Genomic DNA, 21,222 nt, shown 5'->3' with positions numbered 1-21,222 from the left:
GCCGGTCACCGCGGCGTCCTCCGCACCTTCACTCGTGCGTCAGAAGCGGATCGCGTCGATCACCTTGACACGGAGAGCGACCAGCGCGGGGATGAACCCGGACACCGCACCGACGATGACCGACGCGAGGAGGCCGATGAGCGCCGCGCGCATCGGGAACGGCGGGATGTCCTGGATCCCGTAGAACATCGACGTGATGATCCACTCCGAGCGCAGCACCGCGACGACGATCGCGATCCCGATCACTCCCGCGACCGTGGTAGCCACGAGGCTCTCCAGGAACACCGCGAAGAAGACCCGCCCCGAGCTGGCACCGAAAGCGCGCCTGACCCCGATCTCCCGAACGCGTTGACGCATCGCCACGAGCTGGATGTTGATCAGGCTGAGCGCCCCGAGGGCGAGGATCAGGGCCGCGATACCACCGGTGACCATCTCGAACGTCGCCTGCGCATCCAGAGCCCCCGGCTGCGCAGCCCAGTCGGACCTGCTCACCGACACCGTCTGGCCCTCGGGCAGCCCCGCCCTCAGGTCCATCGCGAGCACCGGGGCGATCCGATCCACCTGGCCGGTCCCCATCCAGATCTCGTACTGCGTCCACGCATCGGTCGGGAGCGCATCCACGCGGGCACGGTAGGAGTCGTACAGCACATCGACGCGCATCTCCTCGTCGCCCATGCCCTGGCGCGGAGTGATGCCGATCACCTGGTACGTCCCGCCGGCCGGGCCGCCGAGCGTCACGGTCGGGTGCTGCGACAACGGCACACGCCCCAGCCGGTCCCACAGGGGCTCCGTGATGACGACGGGCGGGGCCATCGCCTCGCTGTCGGAATCGAGGAACCACCGCCCTTCCAGGAGGCGCTCGCGATGGATCTGCGAGAACGCGGGATCCATGACGCGGGCCGGAACCTGCACGATCCCGTCGGGGAGCTGGACGTCGAGCATCACGCCCTGGGAGATGCGCGCCGTGTGGCTGAACCCGAAGCGCTCGGACACGCGGTCGAAGCGGGCATCGAACTCGTCGGCGTCGACGGGCGTGCCGTCGTCGCTGTTGACCGCGACGACGACGGTGGCCGCTCGTCCGCCCCACCGGTCGGACTGCTCGGCTTGGAACTGTCGCTGGTACTCGGAGATCGCGACGACCGCGGTGAGCGCGCCCACGGACACGGCGATCCCGATGAGGCTGAGCAGCACGCGCAGTTTGTGCACACGGATCTCGGCCCAGGCGTCGGAGAGGGCGCCGAGGAAACCGGTCATGCGACCACCTCCGGTGCGGCGGAGGGCACGGGGGCGGCGAGGGTCGACGCCTCGAAGGCGCGGCTGAGGTCGGCGATCTCCAGGCGTCCGGCGTCGAGTCGGTAGTGGCGACGCGCCCGCGCAGCGACATGGAGATCGTGCGTGATGGTGACCAGTGCCGCGTCGGTCTCCGTCGCCACTTCGTCGAGCAGCGACATGACCGATGCCCCGGTGTCGATATCGAGGGCTCCGGTCGGCTCGTCCGCGAGGATCAGGACCGGTCTGCGGACGAGAGCCCGCGCGATGGCGACACGCTGCTGCTCACCGCCGGAGAGCTTGTCGGCGATCTGGTCGACGCGATGCCCCAGCCCGACGCGCTCGAGCATGTCGGCCGCGATCTGGCGACGGTTCCAGAACATCCGCCCCTTCGCGTGGCCGAGCGGCATCATCACGTTGTCGATCGCCGTACGCCCCGGCAGAAGGTTGAACTGCTGGAACACGAAGCCGACGTTGTCGCCGCGAAGGCGGTCGAGGCGACCGGAGCGCATCCGGCGCACCTCCCGACCTTCGAACGCGACGGAGCCGGAGGTGGGCGCATCCAACATCCCCAGGATGTTGAGCAGCGTCGATTTCCCCGACCCCGAGCGGCCCACGATGGAGACGTGGTCCCCCGCTCCGACCTCGAGGGTGACGCCCCGAAGGATCTCCAGGCGCGAGTCGTCGGCGAGCAGGACGCTCTTGGAGACGTCGTCGAGCGCGACCAGGCTCACCAGCTGGTCCCGGTGTCGCACTGCTCCACTCCCGGGGAGACCTCGTAGCAGAACTCCTCGACCGGCGCGACGAAGCCGGGCACGAACTGACGGATGCTGTCGCCCTCCGCCAGACCCTCCGTCACCTCGACCATGACGCCGTCGTTGACGCCGAGAGTCACCGCCCGCTCCTCGGGGTCGGAGCCGTCACCGGCGTCGACCCAGACCTTCCCCGACCCCGCACCGCCCTGGACGGCGGTGACCGGGATCACCAGCGCGTCATCCACCTGGCCGAGAGCGAGGTCGATCTTCGCGGGGAGACCTGCGAAGACCGTCTGGTCGACCGGGATCGCGCAGCGCACATTCGCGGTGCCCTCCGCCGTCACCTGGACTCCCACACCGGTGCACGCGAACGGGGCAGGGCCGCCCGTGATGGTGACCGTGGCCTCGGTGGGAGCATTGACGAGCCGGTACAGCTGCACGGGGTCGACGGTGGCGAGCAGGTGGTAGCGCGCTGGCGTGAGCTTGTACGTCTCGGTGCCGACCGTGGTGGCCTGGCCCTTGACGACGGCGAACTCCGACACGTCGCCGGCTTCGGGCGCGAGAACGTCGATGTCCTTGCGCGGCTCCTCCTGACGCACGGTGTACAGCTTCTGCCCCGCGGTCACGGTCGCCCCCTCCCCCACGTGCACGGCGAGGACGGTGCCGTTGAGCTCACCCCGGACGGCGAAGTCGTCGTCGCGCGCCACGTTCCCGCTCAGGCTCAGCGCGTTCACGACCGAACCGCGCTCGACAGCCACGACGGGATCCGTGATCCCGGCCTCCGGACTGACGACGCTCTCCGCGCGGTCGGGGAAGAACGCGATCTTGACGAGAGCCGCGGCGCACGCGCCGAAGACCACGACGAGAAGCAGGGGGAAGATCCAGCGACGCCAGACGATCACGAGTGCCTTTCCGGCCGCGCCGCCCTGGCACGCCTGCGGTCAGCGTATCCAGACTTCGGAATTCAGCGCTCGGCTGTGACCGCGTGTCGATCCACCGGTGTCAGGCGCGCAGTGCTTCGTGACGGACGACGAGCCACCCGGCGGGCACCGAGAGCCGGTCGGCGTGGGGCGAGCACAGATCATGCGCCTGAGGATCGTTCGCAGCGCCGAGCGGGCCGAGGGCCGCCATCTGATCGCCGTAGTCGTAGGTGAGGGTGGCCACGGCCTCTCGCGCGCAGCCGACCTTCGAGCACAGTCGTCCGTCCATCTCCGCCAGCGTACGGCGCACTCCGACGCGGCGACGGATGCCGCGCCGGGCGAGCCGCCACCGCCTAGACTTTCGTCATGCCTCGTCGACGCGCCACCCCCGCCACCGCCGCTCCTCGGCGCGGTGCGCGGCATGGGCGACATGGTCGCCTGGGCCGCAGCGAGGTCGTGCGTCCGCCGTTGGCTCCTCTCGACGGACGCATCGACCGGTTCGACCTCACGGTCGGCACGGCCGTCGAGTTCCTCCGCGGTACCTGGCCCGAACTGCAGGACGTCCGGTTCGAGATCGGCGCGATCCCGGGGTTCGACGCGACCGACGAAGTGCCCCGGTGGTATCTCGACCGCGAGAACCGGCGCATCGTGCTGTTCCGACTCCCCATCGAACGGCTCCTGCCCCCTGGGCACGACGATGCCGCGCACCGGCGCATGGCCATCGAGAGCGCGGTCTTCCGGGCAGCGGCCGAGTACGTCGGCCGCGAGCCGTGGGACCTCGGCCACGACCACTGACACCACGACTGACGCCACGACAGTCGTTGCCGGCATGTCGGCCCGAACGCGGTGCGCCGCTCAGGGATAGACCGTGATCGGCTTTTCTCCGCCGGCGCTCGTCTGGATGGGCATCACCGCGATGGCGCCGGGAGCCGTGAGCGCCACCGCAGCGTGCACGGGCGCCGTCGTCTGCATCCGATAGGTCGTACGCCCCGCGACGGCGACCCCGGCGGTCTCGCCTGCCGGGACGACGATCTCCTGCGCTTGCCCCCCGTCCACGGGTTCGAGTGTGACGGTGGCGTCAGCGTCGGATGTGTTGGCGAGCTGCAGTCTGGCCGCCGGACCGGACGGCACGGCGAACACCACATCGACATCGACCTCAGGAGCCGGCATCACCCAGGCGAAGTCCGAGTCGAGCCCGAATCCGTCCTGCTGTCGGACGGCGGCGATGAGCGGCACGTCCGCTTCCACCTCGACCGTGTACCGACCCGGCTCGAGACCGGACAGGGACACCTGGGACGGGAGATCGGCTTCGAGCGGGACGGTGAACTCATCGGCCAGACCCGCCTCCCCCTCGGCGTGGACCTTGACCTGGACGCGAGCGCCGACGCCCGGCGACAGAACGCGAAGAACAGTCATCTCGGAGTCGTCGCCGCTGGCCGGGAACGCCTCCACCCCGGTGAACACGAGCCTCTGCTGCGCCCCGGAGACCGAGTCCTGCAGGTCGATGCCCGCGGGATCGAGAACCCGCACCAGCGATGACTGGAGGGCTGCGCGCACCGGGGCTCCCACCGCGCTCACCTTCACCACGGGCACGTCGTTGCCGGTGGTGAATGAGGTGAGGGGAAGGGCCGTCTGCGAGCGCGCGGGGACGATCACCGTCCGCGTGCTCCGCGCGGGTCCGTACACCGACAGCGTGACCGTGGACGGGACATCGGCCGCATTCGTCAGCGTCACGATGTCCTCCGTCCCGGTGTCGATGCTTCCTCCGACGAGCCACGACTCCAATCGCGGCTGACCACACGGCAGGGCGGCGTATCCCGCGAGGTCGTCGGCCGCGATCGTGATCGACTCCGCTCCGGCGATCAGCGGTGCCGTGCGCCCGTCGACCCGCCCTGTGAGCCGTTCCGGTCCCTCGGCCTCCGGCAGATCCGTCACCGCGAGCCGATCCGCTTCCGGAGCTCCCGCGGTACCTCCTGTCGTCAGGGACGGGGAGGCTGCGGGGAGCATGTCCAGCGGGGCCGCGGCGTCGCGCCCGAGTGCACGGAGGTCACCGTTGCAGACGAGGATGCTGTCACCGGGGACCGGTGTGACCTCGACCTGTGCCGGATCGTGCGCGACGACAGGCCACGGGGCGTGCACCGCCGTCGCGACACCGATCACGCACGCGGCGATGACCGCCACGCCCGTGATGACCCTGGCACCGGTCGCGGCGACTCGGAATGCGCGGTTGCCACTGCTCATCGGTCCTCCTCGGTAGAGGTCGGGCGTCGTTCACCGCGGTCCGTCGACGCTTCTGTGCCAGACGAAGACGGCTCGTCGCTGGTCGGCTGGGCGATCGGCGCGAGGGCATCCTCGTTCAGTGCGGGCTCGTCCTGCGGGTCCTCGATCGTCCCCACCGGAGCTTCGTCGATGAGGTCAGCGTCCTCCCTGTGCCTCGGCAGGACGATCGGCTCGTCCGGCACACGACCGACGATCCGGGAGCGGGAGCGTGCGGCGCGGCGCGATGCCCTCGTCGGGATCGACAGCAGGAGGGCGGCGAACACCGCCAGCAGCTGCAGGGTGATCACGAGTCGTGCCGTGCCCTGCTGGGCGGAGGTGAGGGAGGGCTGCTCGGCAGGTTCGGCCTCCAGCCGCCAGAGCACTCCACGGTCGGTGGTCCCCGCGTGCACCAGGCCGGCACGCTGGTCGATCGCTGCGACGGCCTCGGTGCGCAGAGCCCTCGCTTTGTCGCCCTCTCCCTGGACCTGGGCGACGAGCACGTAGCTGATCCCCGTCTCCGCGAGGGCACCCGGCGCGTCGAAGTCGCGCGCGGAGAGGAGGTCCACGGCCAGCGTCGAGATGTCGGCGCCCTGTGGCTCGACGGCGGTGGAGGTCAAGGTCGACTGCGAACCGAGGGTCTCGCTCGCGCCCCACGTCACCTCAGCGGCGAGGCCGCCGTCGTTCTGGGGGGTCAGCACGAGAGTGGCGATCGAGCGATCACCGGCCGCCTGTGCTGCCACGTATGCCGGCAGCGTCGAATCCGGCCCGTTGGTCAGGACCGAACGGTCGGTGTGCTGCGCACTGAGCGCGGGCACCGCGCATGCTGCCAGTGCCGCCGCTGCGACCACCGCGGCGGAGACCCGCAGCCGCGGCATGGTGAGAGCGGTGTCCAAGGTGACGACCGCGGCACCGACCACGCCGATCCAGGCCAGGCTGAGCCCTGCCCCTGGCCAGATCGCGACCGGAGTTCCCTGCGCGAAGCTCACGGTGACGCCGACAGCGAGGAAGGCCGTCGCGAGCCCGGATGCAGCGACGACGAGCAGGGTGATCCCCGCACGCCAGCGCGGCGCGACCGCTGCTCCGAGCGCGAGCACGGCGATGGGGGCGCAGAGCAACGGAGCCCATACGGCGATCGACGGCGGGACGATCTCCATCCATCCGGCCAGCGCCGGCGTCGGGAAGCCGCCGGCGAGCGCGAGACGCCCTGCGGCGTCGGCGGCGACCTGCGGGCCCGCCCAGATGAATCCGGGATCGGCCAGCAGTGCCAACGGCGTGCCGTGTGCGAGCTGCCAGAACACGAGCGGCGCGAAGAGGACGATCGTGGGCACCGGCAGCCACAGCAACCGGCCCGCGCCGCGGAACTGCGCGGTTCCCAGCACGATGCCGAGTGCGACGACCCACAGCAGTGCGAGGGCGGGGGCGAGCGAGGGAGCGCAGGCGACGACCGCGGCGAGGAGCAGCGAGGCGCTTCCCGCGGCGCCCCAGGAGCGATGCGCGACCACCGCGCTGTGGAAGAACCACGGGAGCAGGAGGTGTACCAGGACCGCAGTCGGGCGCCCGTCGACGAGCGCGGTGAGGAAGGTCGGGGCGAGAGCCCACGCGACTCCCGCGAAGATGCGCAGGCCCTCACGGTCGGTCACCCGCGTCGCGGCGAACCAGCCGGCGAGCACGGCGAGCGGGAGCGCGAGGATCCACAGCAGAACCACCGAGAACGAGGGGCCGGCCGGCCAGAGCGAGCCCAGCACCGCCACGACCGACGCGAAGGGGTCGGCAGGGCCGACCAGGTCGAGGGCGACGTCCCGCATCCCCCACGCGGCGTCGCTCCACAGCGCACCCACGGTCTGTCGCAGGGGCAGCAGTGCCCCTCCCCCCAGCGTCGGCCATGCCAGCAGGCTCGTGAAGGAGGCGATGCTGACCACCAGCGCTGCGAGCACGGCCCAGGCGCCGCCCCCCGAGAAGAAGCGCAGTTCGCTGACCGCACCGCCCTCGCTCCCGTGGCCGTCGTCCAGCCGTCGCCGCAACTCCGAAGACGTCACTCGCAGCGGCGCGATGCTGGCCCAGCTGGAGGTGCGGAACGCACGAATCGCTGCGCGCGAGCGCACGACGGCGCCGAACCGAGACATCGCCGTGAGCGCGGCACCCCATTCGGGAAGCACGGCTTCCGGGCGCTTCGCGACGAGATCGGTGATCGAGCGCCACAGCGCGAGGGGCAGCAGGCTGAGCCAGTGCAGAGGTACGGCTGCGGCAGGCGCATAAGCCAGGCGCCGATGGAGCTGGGCCAGCCGGGTGACGAAGGCGCGCCGGAATCGGCCGGACGGCAGCGCGGCAGGACCATCGGGGGACACGGAGACGCGCGCGCCTGGAGCGAGCACGACGCGCCCTCCGCCCAAGCGCGCGCGGACTCCGAGGTCGAGGCCCTCGTCTGCGCCGGCGAGCGCGGGATCCGGCCGCAGGGCATCGCGGACCTCGCCACGGATGAGGAGACCTCGCACGTCCGCACCGAGTGCGTCGTCCGAGCGGTCGTGCTGTCCCTGGTCGAGTTCACCGGCCGCGAGTTCGACCGAGCGTCCGAGAGCGGTCATGCTGACGCCGAGCGATACGATCTCGCGGTCGTTGTCCGAGGCCACGAGCTTGGGAGCGATGATCGCGGCGGAGGGCGAGCGCTCCAGCATCCCGCTCAGGCGCTCGAGTGCCCGCGGGTGTGGCGTGGTGTCCTGAGCGAGCAGCCAGATCGCCGAGCCTTCCGCGACTCGGGGCCTCGCGAGCTCGACGGCCTCGGCGAAGGAGGTGGTGGCGCGCGCCTCGATGATCCCCTCGACGGTGCTCGCGACGGCCTCGCTCTCGCGCACTGACGATGCGTCGCCGCACACGACGAGCGTTACAGCGGCGGCGGGAGTGGTCTGAGCGCGGAGGGCGTCGAGAGTGCGGAGCAGTTGCGCTCGGGAGGACGATCCAGTGCGCGCGACGATGATGGCGTGAACTCGGGCTGGCATGACGTCGTCAGCCTATGCGCGCGACCCCCAACGTCTGCGTACTGGACGCGGCGCGCCCGCGAAGCCATGCATCCCTGCGGTTCTCGCTCCGGGAGCGATGGACCACTCAGCTGGCGCGGCGCTTGAGCTTGCGACGCTCGCGCTCGGAGAGCCCGCCCCAGATGCCGAATCGCTCGTCGTTGTTGAGAGCGTATTCGAGGCATTCGCCACGGACGTCGCACGAGGTGCAGATCCGCTTGGCGTCCCTGGTCGAGCCGCCCTTCTCAGGGAAGAACGCCTCGGGGTCCGTCTGCGAGCAGAGCGCGTCGCTCTGCCAGGCGAGGGCATTGTCGTCCTCTGCAGTGTCCGCGCGTCGAACCCCGGGAACACCGAGGTTGATCGGATCGACGAACCAGTTCTCCGGTACGTCTGAACGGTATCCCGTCATCTCGATCTCCAACCCTGTCTCCGCCCCCCGGCGGGCCGTGCGCATGACTAATTACACCCGTGTCATTCGCTCCGGTCAAGTCGCGGATCGTAAACCCTCAAGGAGCTCTTTAAGGTTCTTGACCTGTCACCGGCGTGTCGGATCGCGTCCGATGAGCCCGTGTCAGCGTCCGGGTCCGGCAACGAACGCCTCACCAGCACCCGAGAGGGTGATCCCCTCCTCGGCGGAGTCCGCGAAGGCGACGGTCCCGACCGCGAGTGTGAGCGCCTCGCCCTGTGAAGAGGTCACCGTCACCTCACCGGCCGTCGCGAGGACCATCGTGGGCCCGGAGAGCCCGATCGTGAGCGGGTCGCCGTCGACGACGACCCGTTCGAGGGCGAAGTCGGGCACCGGAACGGGATACGGCGTGACGGGACCCTCAGCCCGCGCCCGCAGCACCGGCACTTCTCCGGGGGAGGTGTCGAGGATCGCGAGAAGCTCGGGGACGTCGATGCGCTTGGGAGTGAGTCCGCCGCGGAGCACGTTGTCGCTCGCCGCCATGATCTCCACGCCGAGACCGGAGAGGTAGGCATGGAGGAGGCCGGCACGGAGGAAGATCCCCTCGCCCCGCTCGAGGACGACGTGGTTCATGAGCAGCGCCACCACGACGCCGGGGTCGCCAGGGTACGTCTGCGCCACGCTCGCTATCGCCTGCAGAGTCGTGCTCCACTCCCCTGCGTCTTCGCGGGTGGAGGCAGCGACGACCGCGGCGATGATGTCGTCGACCTCAGCGCGTGCACCGCCACCGAGCAGCCAGGCGATCACGTCGCGCAGGACGTCGCCTTCCGCGCTCAGGCGCGTCCGGAGCTCCTGGACGCCGTGGCTGTCCTCGAGAGCGCCGAGCAACGCGAGCGTCCGGGGAACGGGACGCAGTCCGCTCAGGGACTCGAAGCGCTCGCTGAGTGCGACGAGGAGTTCCGGCTTGTGGTTGGCGTCGCGATAGTTGCGCCGAGGGTCGTCCGCGGCGAGACCGCTCTCGCGCTCCCATCCTGCCTTGGCCTGATCGATCGTCGGGTGCACCTGGATCGAGAGCGGGCTCCCCGCGGCGAGCAGCTTGAGCAGGTACGGGAGCGTGCCCCCGGTGATCTGGTCGAGTGTGCCGCCGCCCGCGACGTCGGCGGGGTCGCCGGGATGGTCCCCGAACCACACCTCGGCCTCCGGCGCACCAGTGGGCGTACGCCCCTCGAGTCCGGCGAGAAGCGAGTCCGATCCCCAGGCGTAGTCACGGGGCGTGTTCGAGAGGCGCAGCAGCATGCACCCCAGCGTAGAGCGGTGCTGCGGCGTTCAGCGACGCCCGGAGCACGGCGCGGTAGCCTGAACGCGATGGCCCAGCACACGAAGCATCCGGTGTCTGCCCCGCCCACCGCGCCGGAGCGCGAGTCGACGGGGCATCTGCTGCTGCGCGGGTATGCGATCCTCGTGCTCTTCGTGACCTTCGCCCACTCCGCGGTCTACAACCTGCTCGGGCGGGACGGGGCCGCCGTGACGCTCGCCGTCTTCACGCTCACGACTCTCGGCATCGGCATTCCGATGCTCGCCCGCAATCGCCCCCAGCCGTTCCGCTGGCGGCGCCTGCCCTGGACAGCCCTCGGCTACACCGCCTTCGCGCTCGTCTCCGTCGCCTGGTCGCAGTGGCGCGGTCCCACAGTCGTCACCTGGATCCTTCTCGCCGCCGTCACGGTGAACGCGCTCTTCCTGGCCCACGTGCTCACCTGGCACGAGATCGTCCGTGCCCTCTCGTCGGCATTCAAATGGATCCTCGGCCTCTCGCTGGCGATCGAGCTCTGGGTCTCGCTGGTGCTGCACGGGCCGCTGCTGCCCAACTTCCTCACCCTCCCTGACGGCAAGATCGATCCGCAGTGGTACTGGGTCCGCGACAACCTGTTCGACGGCGGCAGGATCCAGGGCATCGTCGGGAACGCGAATCTGCTCGCGATCATCTCGCTCTTCGCGATCATCACCTTCGGAGTGCTGTTCGCAGCCAAGGCGCGCTGGCGCACCACGTTGGCCCTGTGGATGCTTCTCGCCACGTACTTCCTGTTCCGGACCGCATCGGCGACAGCCCTCGTGTGCGCGGCGGCGGTCGCCGTCGTGCTCGCTGTCGCGCTGCTGATGCGGCGGGCCCGCACTCCGGGAGCGCGCACCCGCATCTACGTGGTCTCGATCGGCGGCGCGGCGGTCGCCGCGCTGGGGATCTGGCTGCTGCGCGAGCCACTGCTGGGGCTTCTCGGTCGCAGCAGCGACCTCACCGGACGATCCGAGAAGATCTGGACCAAGGTGCTGGAGCGGGCGGCCGAGCACCCGATCGTCGGCAACGGGTTCTCGAGCCCGTGGATCCCCGATGATCCCGCCTTCGACCGGTGGATCACCGATCACGGGATCACCGTGTTCCACGCGCACAACATGTGGCTCGACGTCCTGCTCCAGCTCGGTGTGGTGGGAGTGGTGCTGATGGCGGTCGCCTACGGCACGCTGCTGTGGCGCTCCTGGTTCTTCGCGGTCGATCGTCCCCGCTGGGACCTCGATGATGCACGTCCGTTCTCGCCGTTGACCCTGCTGCCCAGTCTGTTCACGGTGGTCCTGCTCGTGCAGGGCTTGACCGAGTCGACGCCCATCATGCTGTGGGGCTGGATGCTGCTCGTGCTGCTGTCGTTCAAGCTCAAGTCGGTGCCCCTGGTCGGCGTCGGCGAGCGCGACCTACTGTTCGAACGCGGCACTCGGCAGCGGCGGGTGCCGTGACGCCGGCACGCCCGATCGTGCGGCTGCTCGGCTCCGTGGAGCTGGCACGCGCCTTCACGCTCGCAGCGCTGGCTGCCGTGTTCGGTTCCTATGCCATCCAGCAGATGACGTCGGCGACAACGCTGGCGACGATCATCGCCGCGCTCTGCCTGCTGGGCGCGGCCATCCTCTGGATACGTCGCGACGAGCTGTCGCTGCTGCGCATCGCGCCGTCGTCATTGCTCGCCTTCCTCGCCTGGGCGCTGGTGAGCGTCTTCTGGACCACAGACAAGTCCGACACGATCTTCGGGTGGATGTCGCTCTTCGGCTTCGCGTTCCTCGCCATCACGATCGGCCACGTCCGCGACACGCTCCAGACGGTGCGCGCGATCGGCGACACGCTCCGGGTGCTCCTGGCCGCGTCCCTCGCAGTGGAGATCCTGTCCGGCGTGCTGCTCGATCTGCCTTTCACCTTCCTCGGGATCCAGGGGAATCTCGCCGTCGGCGGCCCGATCCAGGGCCTCTTCGGCAGCCGCAACATGCTCGGATTCATCGCGGTGATCGCGCTGATCACCTTCGTGATCGAGTGGCGCACGCAGTCCGTGAAAGCCCCGCTCGCCGTGGCGTCGATCGCTCTCGCGAGCTTCCTGGCGGTGCTGTCCTCCTCCCCGACGGTCCTCGTGCTCGCCGGTGCCGTCGGCGTCGTCACGATCGCCCTCACGATCGTCCGCCACACCCCGGCCGACCGGCGCACGATCGTGCAGTGGACGCTCGGCGTCGTCGTCACCCTCGCCCTTGCGGCGGCGTTCGCGCTGCGCCATCAGATCATCGCCGTGCTCGATGCGGGCTCCGACTTCTCGATCCGCGGCTCGCTCTGGAACACGATCCTCGATTTCGTGGCCGTGAAACCGGTCCAGGGATGGGGATGGTTCGGCGACTGGGCACGGGGCGAGTACCCGTTCACCTATATCAACTTCCAACTCGACGACCGCCATCAGAGCGCGCTGAACGCCTTCTTCGACGTGCTGCTCCAGCTCGGCGCCGCGGGGCTGGTGCTCTTCCTCCTGCTGGGTGGCGTCGCTCTCATCCGCTCCTGGCTCGTAGCGAGCACGCGCCGCTCCGTCGTGTACGCCTGGACGCCGATCATGCTGGTGACGCTGGCGGTCGACTCCATGTTCGAGAGCTTCACGCTCGTCGGCGCCGGATGGTTCATGCTCGTGCTGTGCGCCCTGCGTGCAGGCCAGTCGCGTTCCTGGCGCGAGAACATCGATGCAGCACACACGGGAGCCATACCGACGCTCCGCCCTCAGGAGTAGCCGAGGGGCGCCGTCAGCGGATGGAGGGCAGCTTCTCCGCCCAGGTGATAGCGTCGCGGACCCCGTCGTCCACCGAGCGCTCGGCACGCCAGTCCAGCACCTCAGCCGCACGATCGACGATCGCGAACGCGCCGGCCTGATCGCCGGGACGCCGCGCGGTCTCGACGACGGCGAGAGCCTCACCCGTGACCCGCTCGAAGGCCGCCACCAGCTCGCGGACGGTCACGCCCTCCCCGGTGCCGATGTTGATCACCCGATAGGGGTCGTCCGCCGTCGCGACCTCGTCGAATCGCTCGACGGCCGCCACGTGCGCGAGCGCGAGGTCCCAGACGTGGATGTAGTCTCGCAGCCCGGATCCGTCCCTGGTCGGCCAGTCGGTTCCGGTGATCGAGAAGGCCTCGGCGGCGGCATGGGACTGCATGATCTTCCCGAGAGCATGCGAAGGCAGAGGGTTCTGCAGCCCGGTGCGCATCTGCGGATCGGCGCCGATGGGGTTGAAGTAGCGGAGAGCGATCGCACGGAAGTCGCCGTTGGAGGCCGCATCCTCGAGGATCTGCTCGACCATCGCCTTCGTCGTGGCATAGGGACTCGAGGGAGCCAGCGGAGCGTCCTCATCGACCCCCGCACCGCTCTCCCCCTCGTAGACGGCAGCGGAAGAGCTGAACACGATGCGGGGGATCCCCGCGTCACGCAGATGCTGGAGCAGCACGATCGTCTTTCCCACGTTGGTCTCGTAGTAGCCGAGGGGATCCGTGACCGACTCGGGCACGACGATACGTGCAGCGCAGTGGATGACCGCATCGATGTCGGGGTGATCGGCGAGCAGACGTTCCAGGACCACCTGGTCGGCGATGTCGCCCTCGTAGAACGCGCGACCCTCGCAGAAGGCTCGGAGCCCCTTGGAGAGGTCGTCGAGGATGACCACGTCGATGCCCGCCTCGATGCACGCGGTGGCGACCGTGGATCCGATGTATCCGGCGCCGCCGGTGATCAGTACCTTCATCGCAGCCAGTCTAACCGTCGCCCCTTCGCCACCGAGGTGAGCCTCTCCGCTGATCCGAAGGGAGCGGACGGTAGGCTACTCTCTGCTCGTCGAGTCCGGCCGCTGTCCCCACGACAACCGCCTGTGACACCAACATCGGAGAAACCAACCCGTGGCATACGTCCTGCAGAACGTCGTCTTCCCCGGTGGCGACGACCCCGATGTGTTCCCGCTCTACGTGGACGCCGAGCATCGACCTGACACCGAGGACGAACGCGCGGCGCGTGCGGCGATCACACCGGTCGAGGGCATCCTCGACCGCTCCAGTGCGCGGGTCCCGGCGAAGAGCACGTGGTCTTTCAGCACCTATTTCAACGCCTTCCCCGCCGCATACTGGCGCCACTGGACGGGCGTGCGGGACGTGCGTCTCACCGTGCGCTCCACCGGATCGGGCACCGTGCTGCTGCATCGTTCGGATGCGCAGGGCGAGTCCCGCCGGATCGAGGCGCGCTCCGTCGTGGGAGACGCCACGACGACCTTCGATCTCGATCTCGGCCGCCACGACGACGGCGGCTGGATCTGGTTCGATGTCGTCGCGGATGAGGAGCCCGTCGTCCTGAACGGTGCGCGCTGGGAGACGGAGCACGAGCCGGTCCGAACCGGGAAGGCCTCACTCGGCATCACGACGTTCGACAAGCCGGATTACTGCATCGAAACGCTGCGGACGCTGGCATCGTCCCCCGATGTGCTGTCGCTGGTCGACCGTATCTTCCTCGTCGACCAAGGCACCCGCTTGGTCGCCGAGCAGGATGGATACGAAGCCATCTCCGCCCTCCTCGGCGACACGCTTCGCGTGATCCGGCAGGACAACCTCGGCGGATCCGGTGGATTCGCTCGGGCCATGCAGGAATCGCTCCTGCGTCCGGAGAGCGAGTTCGTGCAGCTGCTCGACGATGATGTGCGACTCGAGCCTGAGGCCCTCCGTCGCTCGATCGTGTTCGCCCGCTACACGAGCGAGCCCACCATCGTCGGTGGCCACATGTTCGACCTGATGGCACGCTGCACACTGCACGGCTGGGCTGAGGTCGTCGACGAGCCGGCCTTCGCCTGGGGCGACACCAATCCGGAGCGGATGCCCCACGACTTCGCGACGGCGAGCCTGCGGGATTCCCCCTTCCTGCACGCACGCATGGAGGCCGATTACAACGGGTGGTGGATGTGCCTCATCCCGCTCGAGGTGATCCGCGAAGTCGGACTCGCCCTACCGGCGTTCATCAAGTGGGACGATGCCGAGTTCTGTCTGCGCGCGGGCGAGGCCGGTTTCCGCACCGTATCCCTTCCCGGCGTCGCCCTGTGGCACGTGTCATGGGTGCACAAGGACGACATGATCGACTGGCAGGCGTACTTCCATGCCCGAAATCGGATCGTCGCCGCGCTCCTGCACTCGAACGCCCCCCGCAGCGGACGGCTCCTGGTGCACAGCCGTCGCGTCGACCTCAAACACCTCATGATGATGCAGTACTACCCCGTGGCCCTTCGCGCGAAGGCACTGCGGGACGTCCTGGCCGGGCCGCGTCATCTGCGAGAGAGCCTCGCGACAGCGATGCCCGCAGCCCGGGCGATCGCGTCCGACTTCCCGGAGACGGTCGTGCACCACGACACGTCGAACCTCGGGCGCCCGCGGATGGGACGACGCCGGTACCTGCAGGAACCGATGAGTCCGGAGGGGATGAAGCTGCGGTGGCTGACCCTCTCCACGCTGGTCTCGAACTGGTTCCACCGTCCTGCTCCGGAGAACGTCGCGGCGCCCGAGACGGAGTTCCGGAAGAAGGACGCCGTCTGGTGGCGGCTGGGAAGCGTCGACAGCGCGCTCGTCGAGACCGCGGATTCCGCCGGAAAGCTCCACTATGTCCGTGACAGGCGCACGCACCGCCGGATGCTGCGCGACTCCCTCCGGCTGCACGCCGAGCTGCGCCGCCGTTGGCCCGAACTGCAGAAGCACTATCGTGACGCGCTCCCCGAGCTCGTCTCCTCCACGTCCTGGCAGCAGATCCTCAAGGAGAAGGCATGACCGCGGCACCCGCTGCATTCGACCCGACCACGGCGACGATCGTCATCGTCACCTACAACCGCTCGCACCTTCTCACCGGACTGCTCACGAGCATCACCGCGATGGACCCGAAGCCTGGTCGTATCGTGATCATCGACAACGCGTCGGTGGACGACACCACGGACGTGGTCGAGTCGTTCCGTGACAGCATCGGTACCGAGATCGTGTACCGCCGTCTCGACACCAACACGGGCGGATCAGGCGGCTTCAGCGAGGGGATGCGCACCGCATACGACCTCGGCGCCGAATGGATCTGGATGATGGACGACGACGTCGAGGTCCTTCCGGACGGCCTGGCCAGGATGGGCTTCTGGGCTCCGCGGTTCAAGAGCATCCAGGGGCGCCGCTACGACTACGACGGCAGCGAGTTCTACTGGCAGTACCGCATCGCCGAGCGCATGGGCATCCCGATCCCGTTCGCGCCGTCCGGTTTCGACACGTCCGGCTACAAGGAGATGAACAGCGGCTGCTTCGAGGGCATGTTCATCCACCGTTCCGTCGTCGCGCAGATCGGCCTGCCAGACCCTCGTTTCTTCATCTACTGGGACGACCAGATGTACGGGTGGCTCGCGTCCCGCAAGACGACCGCGGTGATCGTGGACGAGTTCGTGCTGCGCCGCACCCGCGAGATCAAGCAGTGGGACATGGGCATCCGGCACATGAACGCGTCGAGCAACGCCTACCGCTTCTACATCATGCGCAATCGCGCCTACATCAAGAATTACTACCGCGTGCACGGCGTCTACAACCCGGTGCTGTTCGGGCTGGGGACGGCGATGACCTTCGCGAAGGAGCTCATCCGACTGGTGTTCGTGGAGAGGACGGTCCGCGGCACCAGCAACCTGTTCCGAGGCCTGAGAGAAGGCGGCAGACTCGCCCGTGATCGGTCCTGGCAGCCGATGGCTCCGCTGGAAGGATGAGGGCATGACCGACGAACCGCAGCCCGAGCTCCGTTGGGCCCCCATCGAACCCAAGCCCCGCAATCGCGGACGAGTCTGGTTGATCGTCGGACTCTCCGTCCTCGCCCTGCTCGTCGTCGCCGCGCTGCTGTTCTTCCTCCTCCCCAGGGGCGGGTCACCGGCGCCGGGTGCGTCGGCGTCTCCTACGGCGACGACGACCCCGACGCCGACGCAGACGCCGTCCGCGGTTCCATCCGCATCCCCCGACCCTACGGCTCCGGTCGACACTCCCCCACCCGTGGAGGACCCGTCTCTTCCCGCGTTCCGCGACCGCGTCGGCGTCTGGCTGGAATCGGCGCTGGTCGGGCTGGACATCGTGTCCGAAGGCGATGGAGACGTCAATTCCGTCCTGGACACGATGCAGGGAGACGCACAGCGCCTGTCGGAGGCGCTGCCGCCTTCGTCGATCGCCGAGGACTGGAACACGACGACGAGCGAGTACTCGAGCCGACTGAGCGCGCTGCGCTCCGCCGTGTCCTCCGGATCGAACGTCGGTCAGGCCGTCGACGCCGCACGCGTCAGCGTCGACCAGCTGCGCAGCCTCGCCGGCCTCTAGCGCCCGAGTCGCCCGCGGCTATCGAGCGGGCGACTCGAGACGACGGAGACGCTCCTCATAGTGCGAAGCGAGCTCGAGCCGGATACGGGCACGCTCGTGTTCGGCTCTCGCCCGTACGAGGTCGCTCTCCGGATCCTCGTTCGTGAGGTCGAGCTGATGACGCAGCCACTCGAAGCGCTGCTCCAACGCAGCGACCTGCGGGGCGATGCGATCGAACTCGGAGCGGATGTAGGAGAAGTCCGCTTGGTTGCCGGCCAAGCGAGCCTCGTAGTCGGCGCGGGCGCCCTCGAGGTTCGCGAAGGCCTCTTCGAGGCGTGCGTCCACTCTGGCATCAACGCGGCGCACGACGGCAGCGTCGATCCGTCGACGGATTCGGTTCAGCATTCAGTCCTCAATCATTCGGGTGATTGGTGATGGTCGGGTCTGGAGATCAGCGGTGATAGGAGATACGCCCGGAGTCGATCCACTCGCGCAAGAGCATGGATTCGAGGTCGATGCGGTGTTCGGCGCCGACAGCTGACGGGTCTCCGTAAGCGTGGTTCCAGGCGGTCTGATCCGGCGCATCCACGAAGGAGAAACCGGTGACGTCCATCTCGACATCAGGGAACAGCCTGGTCGCGATCCAGAGCATCACCGTTCCCGTGGTCGCCCATTGGCCGCCCTCGTGCGGATCCACTCCCATCGCCTCGCCGAGCGGGAGGATCACCTCACGGTTCGGCATCGTCACGATGCCCAGGTCCGGCGGCCAGAAGTCGGGGGTCTTCGGGTTCTCCCACAGCAGCCGCCCCGGTTCGATCATGAGGTAGAGACGGTCGGTGTAATCCGAGAAGAACCACGGGGTCGGTCGCACCCCACGGTTGAAGACCACGACGTCGACGCGCCTCCCGACGGTGGCAGGCCCGTCGATGTCATCCATGCGGAAGCCGTTGACGCGGATGACGAGGTCTGCGGAGTCGATCCGCTCCGCACGTTCCGGAGACTCGTCCAGAGGCTGATTTCCCACCACCGCGACCCGGCGGATCCCCTCGGGGCGGCCGAACGACTCCACCAGCGGTCGAAGCCGGTCGTAGAAGGCTTCCTCGCCAGTCGTCGCACGCTCGTCCCCGACGAGCTCCGTCACACGCCCCATAGACCCACAGCTTAGGGCAATATTCCGGCTCATCCGGAATTACGGTCCTGGGGTCCGCGGGGCCGGAGCGCACCTCCCCGAGCAAGGCAGGTCGCGTCTTCGAGGAACTCCCCCGTCTAGAGTTGTCGGCGTGACTTCTGCGCAGACCATCGATCTCTCCTCGGCGAAGATCGGCACCGGTTCCCCCGTGTTCACGATCGCCGAGATGTCGGGCAACCACAACGGAGATCTCGAACGAGCGCTCGCGATCGTGGATGCCGTGGCATCGACCGGGGCGAATGCCCTCAAGATCCAGACCTACACCGCCGACACGCTCACGATCGACTCCGACCGCCCCGAGTTCCGCGTGAAGGGCGACCACGATCTCTGGGGTGGACGCAATCTGTACTCGTTGTACCAGGAGGCGCACACGCCCTGGGAGTGGCACGCGCCCATCTTCGAGCGCGCCGCCGCACACGGCCTGATCCCCTTCTCCACGCCGTTCGATCCGACTTCCGTCGAGTTCCTCGAGGGTCTCGGCGTCGAGCTCTACAAGACGGCGTCCGCGGAGATCGTCGACCTTCCCCTCCTCCGCGAGGTCGCTCGCACGGGGAAGCCCATGATCGTTTCGACGGGGATGGCCACGCTCTCCGAGATCGACGCCGCGGTCACGGCCATCCGCGACTCCGGCAACACGCAGCTGGTGCTGCTCGCCTGCACCGCGGCTTACCCGGCCATCCCCGAAGAGGCGCGGCTGGGCAACATCCGGACGCTGCGCGAGGCCTTCGACGTGCCCATCGGACTCTCCGACCACACCCTCGGCATCGGGGTCGCCGTGGCGGCGGCCGCTCTCGGGGCCGTGGTGATCGAGAAGCATGTCACCCTCGACCGGGGCGACGGAGGCGTGGACGCCGACTTCTCCCTGAGCCCAGCCGAGTTCGCCTCGCTGGTCAGCGCGTCGGAGCAGGCACGGATCGCCGCAGGAAGCGGAACCGCCTTCGGTCCCACCCCGCAGGAGCAGACCGTCCTCGCACTCCGTCGGTCCCTGTATGTGACAGCGGATGTGCGCGCCGGCGACGTCGTCAGCGCGGCGAACGTCCGCTCGATCCGCCCCGCCGGCGGTCTGGCGCCGGAGGCCTACGGGCTGGTCGAAGGGCGCCGTTTCACTCGTGATGCGGACCGAGGCACCCCGCTGTCCTGGGACCTGCTCTAGTCAGCCAGCCGGCGAGAGACGCCACTTCGCGAAGGTGGCGAAGCCGGCGACGTCGGCGGGGTGGTGCGGCAGGTACCCCGCCCGCCGGAACAGCTTCGAAGAGGCCGTGTTCGCGGTGTGAACGGTCGCGAGGAGGCGACTCGGCGCATCCACGATCAGTGCCTCTTCCGAGGCGGCGAGCACAGCGCCGGCGAGACCACGTCCGCGCTGTTCCGGGGCCATCGTGATCGACGCCTCCCAGTCTGTCGGGGAACGCCGATCCCACCGCGTCGAGGCCACCGGTCGTCCTTCCGACTCTACGACCAGGAGCCGCCGGTCCGGATCGGCGAGGGTGCGGTCGAGCCACGAGAGGTGCGAACTCCACTTGAGAGGTTCGCCCGACCGGGAGTGCGCTCGAGTGGACTCGTCGTTGCGCCAGTCGTAGAGCACCCTGGCGTCGTCTCGCGTCGCCGGGCGCACGCCGATCGGAGGCGAGGGACGGGGCTCGTCGGGCCCTGCATCGACGAGTTGCTCCCAGGATGCGACGATCCGCCATGTCCCGAGCCCGTCGACCGTGTCCCGAAGCGCGGCTGACTGCGCCGCCAGCGCGTCGCCGTCACGCAGAAGAGCACCCAGCTCGACGACCCGTGCCTCCAGATCGGCATGGGGCGGAACACCGAGTCCCACCGCGAGCCCCCGCCTCACGACGTGCGTGTAGCCCGGACGCTGATTGTCGACCGCGCACAGGACGGCCATCGGAACGCCCATGCACGCGAAGTCCCACACGGATGTCCCGGCCGCCGTCACCGCGAGATCATGCTCACGCGCCAGGGCAGGCAGATCATCGACGAAACCGCGCACCTGCATGTCATGGACAGATGCGGTGACAGCCTCCCGCACCTCCTCCCGGCCGCGCGGATCGACCACCGTGACGCGAAGCGGCGCGGGCACACGGTCGAGCGCCCGCACGACGCGGGCCGTGAGTCCCCGGGGGTCGGAGCCGCCCATGACGACGAGCACGCGGGGCACTGCGCCTGGCCGGTGCGATGCGGCGCGCTGACGGAGCACCTGCTCGCGTACCACCGCGACATCGAGACCGGCCAAAGGGTGGCGGGTGAGGTCAGGACGGGCGAACGTCGCCTCTGCTCCGAGGTTCGCGTCGATCGAGAGATCGGCCGCCCTCACGCCGTAGGGGCCGTCCTGCATGTTGCTCACCAGAGCCCCGAAGCCGCGAACGTCGGGCACGTCCGTGTACGCGTCGAGGTGCAGGACGTCCGCCTCTCCTGCCGCTGTGACCAGCGCTTCGGGAGACTCTGCCGCGCGGATGGACCGGACGGGCAGGTCGGGCTCGATGCGGTGCGCGGCGGCCGACCCGGCCTCGTCGATGTCGCCGATGAGCGACACCGACCATCCGCGTTCCCTGGCGACGGCGGCGATCGCGAGCGTGCGCATGAGGTGCCCCATGCCGTGCTCGACCCCGGCATTGCAATGGAGGAGGGCTCGTCGTCGACTCATCGTTCGCCCTTCATCACCGTCCGCAGGCACGCCCGTACCCACCCGATAGGATAGGCCGGGCGTGATTCAACCCGGGAATCCGCACCATTCCACGACGCTGAGGG

General features: G+C 69.0%; 19 protein-coding genes. 7 read left to right on the top strand and 12 right to left on the bottom strand.

Going from position 1 to position 21,222, the window contains the following annotated elements; genetic code table 11:
• Positions 1-39: 39 nt before the first annotated feature.
• The 4 genes from ILP86_RS07055 to ILP86_RS07040 form a co-directional block, all read right to left on the bottom strand.
• Positions 40-1,254 (bottom strand): ABC transporter permease, encoded by a 1,215-nt coding sequence (locus ILP86_RS07055; RefSeq protein WP_046749498.1) that lies wholly within the window; start codon positions 1,252-1,254, stop codon positions 40-42.
• Positions 1,251-2,024: an ABC transporter ATP-binding protein gene (locus ILP86_RS07050; RefSeq protein ID WP_197077719.1), complete on the bottom strand. Its 774-nt coding sequence runs from the start codon at positions 2,022-2,024 to the stop codon at positions 1,251-1,253. Before ILP86_RS07050 ends, ILP86_RS07055 begins: the two co-directional genes overlap by 4 nt.
• Complete coding sequence (locus tag ILP86_RS07045) at positions 2,000-2,926, bottom strand: efflux RND transporter periplasmic adaptor subunit (protein ID WP_061017858.1); 927 nt, start codon at positions 2,924-2,926, stop codon at positions 2,000-2,002. Before ILP86_RS07045 ends, ILP86_RS07050 begins: the two co-directional genes overlap by 25 nt.
• Before the next feature lie 100 nt (positions 2,927-3,026).
• Positions 3,027-3,233, bottom strand: coding sequence for a DUF3499 family protein (locus tag ILP86_RS07040; RefSeq protein ID WP_021199833.1), 207 nt, complete (start codon positions 3,231-3,233; stop codon positions 3,027-3,029).
• A gap of 77 nt (positions 3,234-3,310) precedes the next feature.
• Here ILP86_RS07040 and ILP86_RS07035 point away from each other — a divergent pair, with 77 nt between their 5' ends.
• Positions 3,311-3,739, top strand: coding sequence for a hypothetical protein (locus ILP86_RS07035; protein WP_227750927.1), 429 nt, complete (start codon positions 3,311-3,313; stop codon positions 3,737-3,739).
• A gap of 60 nt (positions 3,740-3,799) precedes the next feature.
• Here ILP86_RS07035 and ILP86_RS07030 read toward each other — a convergent pair whose 3' ends face one another.
• The 4 genes from ILP86_RS07030 to manA form a co-directional block, all read right to left on the bottom strand.
• Complete coding sequence (locus tag ILP86_RS07030; RefSeq protein WP_193761677.1) at positions 3,800-5,185, bottom strand: DUF5719 family protein; 1,386 nt, start codon at positions 5,183-5,185, stop codon at positions 3,800-3,802.
• Positions 5,182-8,196: a glycosyltransferase gene (locus ILP86_RS07025; protein ID WP_193761676.1), complete on the bottom strand. Its 3,015-nt coding sequence runs from the start codon at positions 8,194-8,196 to the stop codon at positions 5,182-5,184. The genes ILP86_RS07030 and ILP86_RS07025 overlap by 4 nt, the downstream gene beginning before the upstream one ends.
• Positions 8,197-8,302: 106 nt before the next feature.
• Positions 8,303-8,623: a WhiB family transcriptional regulator gene (locus ILP86_RS07020; protein WP_082682698.1), complete on the bottom strand. Its 321-nt coding sequence runs from the start codon at positions 8,621-8,623 to the stop codon at positions 8,303-8,305.
• Between the two features lie 162 nt (positions 8,624-8,785).
• Positions 8,786-9,916, bottom strand: a complete 1,131-nt coding sequence (manA, locus tag ILP86_RS07015) for a mannose-6-phosphate isomerase, class I (RefSeq protein ID WP_113680186.1) — start codon at positions 9,914-9,916, stop codon at positions 8,786-8,788.
• Between the two features lie 69 nt (positions 9,917-9,985).
• Between manA and ILP86_RS07010 the strand changes: the two genes are divergently transcribed.
• Both ILP86_RS07010 and ILP86_RS07005 read left to right on the top strand, forming a co-directional pair.
• Positions 9,986-11,401, top strand: a complete 1,416-nt coding sequence (locus ILP86_RS07010) for an O-antigen ligase (RefSeq protein ID WP_193761675.1) — start codon at positions 9,986-9,988, stop codon at positions 11,399-11,401.
• Positions 11,398-12,696, top strand: a complete 1,299-nt coding sequence (locus ILP86_RS07005) for an O-antigen ligase (protein ID WP_061015095.1) — start codon at positions 11,398-11,400, stop codon at positions 12,694-12,696. Before ILP86_RS07010 ends, ILP86_RS07005 begins: the two co-directional genes overlap by 4 nt.
• Positions 12,697-12,709: 13 nt before the next feature.
• Here the strand turns inward: ILP86_RS07005 and galE are convergent, their stop codons facing one another.
• On the bottom strand, positions 12,710-13,699 hold the full coding sequence (galE, locus tag ILP86_RS07000; RefSeq protein WP_058632628.1) for a UDP-glucose 4-epimerase GalE: 990 nt from the start codon (positions 13,697-13,699) through the stop codon (positions 12,710-12,712).
• 151 nt (positions 13,700-13,850) lie between these two features.
• Here galE and ILP86_RS06995 point away from each other — a divergent pair, with 151 nt between their 5' ends.
• From ILP86_RS06995 to ILP86_RS06985, 3 genes are read left to right on the top strand one after another with little or no spacing between them, the layout of a single operon-like run.
• Positions 13,851-15,749: a glycosyltransferase gene (locus tag ILP86_RS06995; protein WP_193761674.1), complete on the top strand. Its 1,899-nt coding sequence runs from the start codon at positions 13,851-13,853 to the stop codon at positions 15,747-15,749.
• Positions 15,746-16,708, top strand: a complete 963-nt coding sequence (locus ILP86_RS06990; protein ID WP_193761673.1) for a glycosyltransferase family 2 protein — start codon at positions 15,746-15,748, stop codon at positions 16,706-16,708. The genes ILP86_RS06995 and ILP86_RS06990 overlap by 4 nt, the downstream gene beginning before the upstream one ends.
• 4 nt (positions 16,709-16,712) lie before the next feature.
• On the top strand, positions 16,713-17,303 hold the full coding sequence (locus ILP86_RS06985) for a hypothetical protein (RefSeq protein WP_058632625.1): 591 nt from the start codon (positions 16,713-16,715) through the stop codon (positions 17,301-17,303).
• An 18-nt stretch (positions 17,304-17,321) separates the two neighbouring features.
• Here the strand turns inward: ILP86_RS06985 and ILP86_RS06980 are convergent, their stop codons facing one another.
• Positions 17,322-17,687 (bottom strand): hypothetical protein, encoded by a 366-nt coding sequence (locus ILP86_RS06980; RefSeq protein ID WP_058632624.1) that lies wholly within the window; start codon positions 17,685-17,687, stop codon positions 17,322-17,324.
• Positions 17,688-17,733: 46 nt separating this feature from the next.
• Positions 17,734-18,432 carry a hypothetical protein gene (locus ILP86_RS06975; protein WP_197429132.1) on the bottom strand — a complete coding sequence of 233 codons (699 nt, stop codon included), beginning with the start codon at positions 18,430-18,432 and terminating at the stop codon, positions 17,734-17,736.
• Positions 18,433-18,562: 130 nt separating this feature from the next.
• Here ILP86_RS06975 and pseI point away from each other — a divergent pair, with 130 nt between their 5' ends.
• On the top strand, positions 18,563-19,624 hold the full coding sequence (pseI, locus tag ILP86_RS06970) for a pseudaminic acid synthase (protein WP_061015098.1): 1,062 nt from the start codon (positions 18,563-18,565) through the stop codon (positions 19,622-19,624).
• Here pseI and ILP86_RS06965 read toward each other — a convergent pair whose 3' ends face one another.
• Positions 19,625-21,118 carry a bifunctional UDP-2,4-diacetamido-2,4,6-trideoxy-beta-L-altropyranose hydrolase/GNAT family N-acetyltransferase gene (locus tag ILP86_RS06965; protein WP_193761672.1) on the bottom strand — a complete coding sequence of 498 codons (1,494 nt, stop codon included), beginning with the start codon at positions 21,116-21,118 and terminating at the stop codon, positions 19,625-19,627.
• Between the last annotated feature and the right edge of the window lie 104 nt (positions 21,119-21,222).

The organism is Microbacterium sp. R1, from assembly GCF_015159725.1.
In the GTDB taxonomy this organism is placed as follows: Bacteria; Actinomycetota; Actinomycetes; order Actinomycetales; family Microbacteriaceae; genus Microbacterium; species Microbacterium oxydans.
The sequence above is the reverse complement of the archived record's forward strand: the minus strand, read 5'-3'. Positions and strand labels throughout refer to the sequence as shown.